Origin of the sequence: Protofrankia sp. Cr1 (assembly GCF_963555865.1) — a bacterium.
Lineage (GTDB): Bacteria > Actinomycetota > Actinomycetes > Frankiales > Frankiaceae > Protofrankia.
Map to the genome: position 1 here is coordinate 1 of NZ_CAUVXO010000104.1, position 2,565 is coordinate 2,565.

Annotated in this window: 2 protein-coding genes; one reads left to right on the top strand and one right to left on the bottom strand. The window is 70.4% G+C overall.

Going from position 1 to position 2,565, the window contains the following annotated elements; genetic code table 11:
• Positions 1-988, bottom strand: a 988-nt coding sequence (locus U9980_RS11010; protein WP_322767825.1) for a serine/threonine-protein kinase, incomplete at its 3' end; no start/stop codon positions are given.
• Positions 989-1,337: 349 nt separating this feature from the next.
• Between U9980_RS11010 and U9980_RS11015 the strand changes: the two genes are divergently transcribed.
• Positions 1,338-2,390 carry an NAD(P)/FAD-dependent oxidoreductase gene (locus tag U9980_RS11015; protein WP_416210232.1) on the top strand — a complete coding sequence of 351 codons (1,053 nt, stop codon included), beginning with the start codon at positions 1,338-1,340 and terminating at the stop codon, positions 2,388-2,390.
• Positions 2,391-2,565 lie beyond the last annotated feature (175 nt).

The window sequence follows — 2,565 nt, forward strand, 5'->3', positions numbered from 1 at the left end:
CCCGGCCATACCGCTCCGGCGCATACCGCTCCGGCGCGGTATGGCCCGGAACGCCCAGCCTGGTACGGCCGTCGTGCCCGGGCCTGGTTGCGACGGCACCCACCACAGGTTGGGAACGCGGGTCACCCGACCAGGTGCCTTCGAGAACCTCGGGCACGGCGGCGCGGGTGCCGGACCGAAACCGTTCCTGGTCACCGAGTAGAGCCCGCACGAGCTGCCCGGCGGATGGCCGGGCCCGCGGATCCCGATCCAGGGCTGCCGCGACCAGCGGACGAAGATCCGCGGGAACACCGTCGAGGTACGGACGCTCCATGACGATCCGCTGCGCGATGTCGAGCGGGGCACCGTCGCCGAAGGGATGGCGCCCGGCCGCCGCATAGGCGATCAGCAGGCCCCAGGCGAAGACGTCGGCGGCCGGGCCCACCGGCGCGCCCTCCATCTGCTCGGGTGCCATCCAACCTGCCGACCCCAGCACCATGCCGGTGCGGGTACGCCCGACCACCGCGTCCAGCGCCCGCGCGATCCCGAAGTCGATGACCCGAGGCCCCGAATACGACAGCAGCACGTTGCTCGGCTTGAGGTCGCGGTGCACGATGCCGGCGCCGTGGATGGCGGTCAGCGCAGAGGCCACCCCCACCGCGACCCCCTGCAGAGTCGACAGCGCCAACGGCCCACGGCTGGTGACGACATCGTCCAGGCGGACCCCGTCGATGTACTCCGTTACCAGGTACGGCAGGTGGGCGCCGGGATCGGCGTCGAGTACCTGCGCGGTACAGAAGGGCGCGACCCGGCGGGCCGCGGCGACCTCGTCGGCGAAACGTGCCCGGAACTCCGGGTCGGCCGCGAGATCTTCTTTGATCACCTTGACGGCCACCGGACGGCCGGCTTCGTCCTGGCCGAGGTACACCACGCCCATGCCGCCAACGCCAAGCCGACCGACGACCCGGTACCGGCCGATCCGGGCGGGGTCGCCGCGCTGGACGGGCATGACCTCCCGCGGTCCATCGGATCCCGACTCCGGTCGCGCGCTCCCGTTCACCATGTCTTTTCTGATCGCAGTCCTCCCGACCAGCGCCATGATCGATGACGCACAGTCATGAATTGGAATACGGCCCGCTCCGACGGTAGCTGGCCGGCGGGCGCGCCACCCGTCGGTGTCCCGGCGTAACCGCGCTCCGGCCAGCCACGCCGGTCCGGTTACACGGTCAGGGCGCCTCAATCGCCGATACGGCAGGATGGGGCGGAAGCCCCCTTCCATGGTGCCGACCGGCCCTTGCGTATGCGATCCGGCGGGGCCGCATATCCCCGAAAGCCCCCAGGAGTTACGCGTGGACGCAGTGACCCCCGCAGGCCCCGACAGCGCCGGCCATGACAGCTCGACGCCAGCAGACCTCGACACCGACATATTGATCATCGGGGCCGGGCCGGCCGGGCTCTTCGGCGCCTACTACGCGGGGTTCCGCGGCATGTCCGTAGCATTGATGGACTCGCTGCCCGAGGCCGGCGGTCAGGTCACCGCGATGTATCCGGAAAAGATGATCTATGATGTGGCCGGGTTCCCGGCCGTGCGCGGCCGCGATCTGATCGCCGCGCTCGTTGCTCAGGCCGGGGCGTTCTCCCCCACCTACCTGCTCGGCCAGCAGGCCGCTGAACTTACCCACGAGACCGACGCCGTCGTGGTCACCAGCGCGCAGGGAACGCGGGTCCGGGCGAAAGCCGTCGTCATCACCGGCGGGCTCGGGACGTTCACCCCCCGGCCGCTACCCATCGGCGGCGATCACCTGGGCCGTGGTCTGGTGTACTTCGTCCCGAAACTCGACGTCTACACCGACACCGACGTCGTCATCGTCGGCGGCGGTGACAGTGCCTTCGACTGGGCGCTCGCCCTCGAACCGCTGGCCCGCTCGGTGACCCTGGTTCACCGCCGGGACAAATTTCGCGCCCATGCACACACCGTCGGGAAGGTGCAGGCCTCCCGGGTCGAGGTGCTGACATTCACCGAGGTCAGCGCCATCCACGGCGACGAGCGGGTCGAGAAGGTGGAACTCGCGCACAGCAAGTCCGGTGAGCGCCAGGTCCGCCCGGCTCAGGCGATCGTCGCCGCACTCGGCTTCACCGCGGACCTGGGGCCCCTGACCCGCTGGAACCTGACGATCGACAAGCGCCACATCGTGGTGGACCCGACCATGGCAACCGGGCTCGAACGGGTCTTCGCCGCCGGTGACATCACCGAGTACCCCGGCAAGGTCCGCCTGATCGCTACCGGCTTCGGCGAGGTCGCCACCGCCGTGAACAACGCCGCTCCGATCATTGACCCGTCCGCCAAGGTCTTCCCCGGGCACAGCTCCGACGACGGTGCCGGCGTGGGTGACCAGACCGTGCCAGCCTGACCGAACTCGCCGAACTCGCCGGGCTGACCGAGCTCGCCGGGCGCGTCGTGGCGCAGACTGGTGGACATGCGGGGTCTGCTGGTAATCGGGCACGGCTCGCGGCGGGATGATGCGAACGCGACCGTCCGCGCGGTCGCCCGACTGCTCGCCCAGCCCGACCGCGCCCAACCCGACC